The organism is Hydrogenivirga sp. (assembly GCF_056450045.1).
Map to the genome: position 1 here is coordinate 1 of NZ_JBWONM010000133.1, position 2,822 is coordinate 2,822.

At 49.6% G+C, this 2,822-nt stretch carries 4 protein-coding genes; all 4 read left to right on the forward strand.

All coding sequences use genetic code 11. The features are described from left to right. A partial coding sequence (gene ruvX / locus AC1HCM_RS05600; RefSeq protein WP_479460786.1) for a Holliday junction resolvase RuvX occupies positions 1-407 on the forward strand: 407 nt, incomplete at its 5' end. Next, positions 404-1,378 (forward strand): endolytic transglycosylase MltG, encoded by a 975-nt coding sequence (mltG, locus tag AC1HCM_RS05605; protein WP_479460787.1) that lies wholly within the window; start codon positions 404-406, stop codon positions 1,376-1,378. The genes ruvX and mltG, both read left to right, overlap by 4 nt. Positions 1,379-1,404: 26 nt before the next feature. Beyond that, positions 1,405-1,836 carry a DUF2267 domain-containing protein gene (locus AC1HCM_RS05610; RefSeq protein ID WP_479460788.1) on the forward strand — a complete coding sequence of 144 codons (432 nt, stop codon included), beginning with the start codon at positions 1,405-1,407 and terminating at the stop codon, positions 1,834-1,836. A 19-nt stretch (positions 1,837-1,855) separates the two neighbouring features. Continuing rightward, complete coding sequence (gene corA, locus AC1HCM_RS05615; protein WP_479460789.1) at positions 1,856-2,797, forward strand: magnesium/cobalt transporter CorA; 942 nt, start codon at positions 1,856-1,858, stop codon at positions 2,795-2,797. Positions 2,798-2,822: the final 25 nt, after the last annotated feature.

Sequence of the window (2,822 nt, forward strand, 5' to 3'; positions counted from 1 at the left end):
TGAGGAGCTTGAAGGTCCTCGCTATAGACTTTGGTACAAAGAGGGTGGGGCTCGCGACCGGTGATACCGAGCTCCGCATAGCTGTTCCGAAGGGTGTCCTGCCAAACGACGGTGAGCTGTTGGACAGGTTGGAGAAGATAATCAGGGAAGGGGGAATAGAAAAGGTGATCGTCGGTCTTCCCCTGACCCCTTCGGGAAAGGAAGGGCAGAGGGCAAAGCTCGTGAGGGAGTTTGTCAGAAGGCTGAAGGAAAGGCTCCCCAACCTTGATATAGAGCTCAGAGATGAACGTTACTCTACCTACGAAGCTGAGAGCAGATTGGCAGACCTACCACCGCGGAAGAGAAAGGAGATGCTGGATTCGGTGGCTGCACAGGTTATACTTGAGGAGTATCTTCATTCTCTATGAAAAAGCTCCTTTTCGTGGCAGCCCTCTTCCTGCTCATGCTCTTTTATCTGGCATATGCCTTCCTGCCGGTCTACGTTGTTCAGAAAACCGTTGATATCCCCTACGGAACACCCACCGTCAAGATAATTGACATACTCCACAGAGAGGGGTTGATAAGGAGCAGGCTCTCTATAGCGATAATCCATGCCCTGAAGAAGAAGAAGCTTGAGGCTGGAGAGTACGAGTTCAGCGGCTACGTATCCCCCTTTGACGTTTACAGAAAGCTCTCGCAAGGTCTCCACAAGCTCCACCGGATAGTTGTTGCTGAAGGGAGCGACCTCTACGATATAGCAGATCTCCTTGAAAGGGAGAAGGTCTGCAAGAGGGAGGACTTCTTAAAGTATGCAACCTCTGAGACCACACCAAAGAGCTACGGTCTCTCAACGCCGACAATGGAAGGCTTTCTCTTCCCCGACACCTACTTCTTCTCAAAGAACACCCACCCCCTCAAGGTTATAGACACCATGTACAGGAACTTCCTTGAGAAGACCGTTGAGCTGAGACCAAAGGTTGCCCAAAAGAACCTAACGATTGAGGAGTGGGTCACGGTCGCCTCAATGATAGAGAAAGAGACCTTCAGAGAGGAGGAGAAGCCCCTCATAGCTGCTGTCATATACAACAGGCTCAAGAGGGGAATGAAGCTCCAGATAGACCCTACCGTTATATACGCCCTCAAGAGGAGGGGGATGTGGGAAGGTGTCCTTACGAAAGAGCATCTTCAGATAGACGACCCCTACAACACCTACCTTTACTTTGGTCTTCCACCGACACCCATATGCAATCCGGGTCTATCCTCCCTGAAGGCTGCCCTTGAGCCTGCAAAGGTAAGCTATCTCTACTTCGTGGTTGATCCAAGGACAAGGAGGCACCTCTTCAGCACAACCTATTCTCAGCACAGAAGGAACGTGGCAGGGCTGAGGAAGAGGAGGTAAAATATATATAAAAGGGAGGTGGAGAGATGGCACTGTTTGAAGAGTGGGTACACAAAGGACATGAGTTCCTTCACGACATAATGAAGGAGATTGGAGTTGAGGATGAGTCCAGAGCTTACAGGATAACCAAGGCTGTTCTTCATGCCCTCAGGGACAGGCTTGACCCAAGGGAAGGAAAGGACTTCGTTGCCCAGCTACCCATGGTCTTCAAGGCGGTCTGGTGTGAAGGCTGGGACACCACAAAGGGACCCGACAAGAGCATAAGGAAGAAGGAGGAGTTCCTCCAGAGGGTGATGAACGACCCCGGTCTTGTCCCCAACGTGGACATCAAGGACTTGGAGGAAGCTGAGGCTTTCACGAGGGGTGTATTCAGAGCTATAAAGAGGCACGTCACGTGGGGTGAGGTTGAAGACGTCATAAAGCAGCTCCCAGAGGAGATAAGGAAGCTCTGGGAATGAGCTAAGTTAAAATTATAGTGTGATAAATCTCTACGTAATATCGGGAAGATACTTCTCCGATTTTAAGAGGGAGGAGTTTGAGGAGGCAAGGAAGAAAGGCATCCTGTGGATAGACGTCCTTGACCCCAACGAAGAGGAGATAAGCTGGCTCAAGGAGAACATAAACTTTGAGATGCCCTCAAAGGAGGTTATGGGGGATATAGAGATAAGCTCAAAGTACACGGAAGTTGGGGATGCCATAAACATAAACATGTCCTTCGTTATCCAGCAAAAGGACGAGATAATAGTTGAGCCCGTGTTCTTCTTCATAAGGGAGAGGTACTTCGTCACCCTCAGGTACAGAGACATACCCGCTCTGATGATATTCCTGAACAGATTGAAGACAAAGAGGAGCTACATCCAGTTCGCCGAATCCCTCTTTGCCGAGATACTCAGCATTGAGGTTGACAGGATAGGGGACAGGCTTGAGGTCCTTGGAAGGAGGATAAGGAACATATGGAAGATGATATTCGTTGAGCAGTCGGAAGAGCTCATAAAGGATATAGCCTACTACGACGAACTGAACATAACCCTCAGAGAATCAATAAACGAAAAGGTCAGGATACTCTCGCGCTTCCTCAAGAGCCCCCTTATAAACGCCCAGACCAAGAGGGAGATAAAGATACTCCTTGACGACCTGAGTACACTCCTTGACTACACCTCCTTTTACATGGAGAAGATAGACAGCATCCAGAACTCCCTGCTCGGTCTGATAACCATAAGGCAGAACGAGGCTGTCAAGGTCTTTACCGTCCTCGCAACCATATTTCTACCAGCCACGCTCATTGCGAGCATCTTCGGTATGAACTTTGAGTACATGCCCGAACTCGGCTGGAAGTACGGATACCCTTACTCCTTAGCCCTCATGGTTCTCGTTACCCTCGCACTCCTTCTATGGGTAAGGAGGAAAGGTTGGCTTTGAAGAGGGGTGTAAAGATTGAGGACCT

Bases quoted from the DNA above. Each gene is read 5' to 3' on its own strand.
- mltG (WP_479460787.1), top strand. From the start codon at position 404: ATGAAAAAGCTCCTTTTCGTGGCAGCCCTCTTCCTGCTCATGCTCTTT.
- AC1HCM_RS05610 (WP_479460788.1), top strand. From the start codon at position 1,405: ATGGCACTGTTTGAAGAGTGGGTACACAAAGGACATGAGTTCCTTCAC.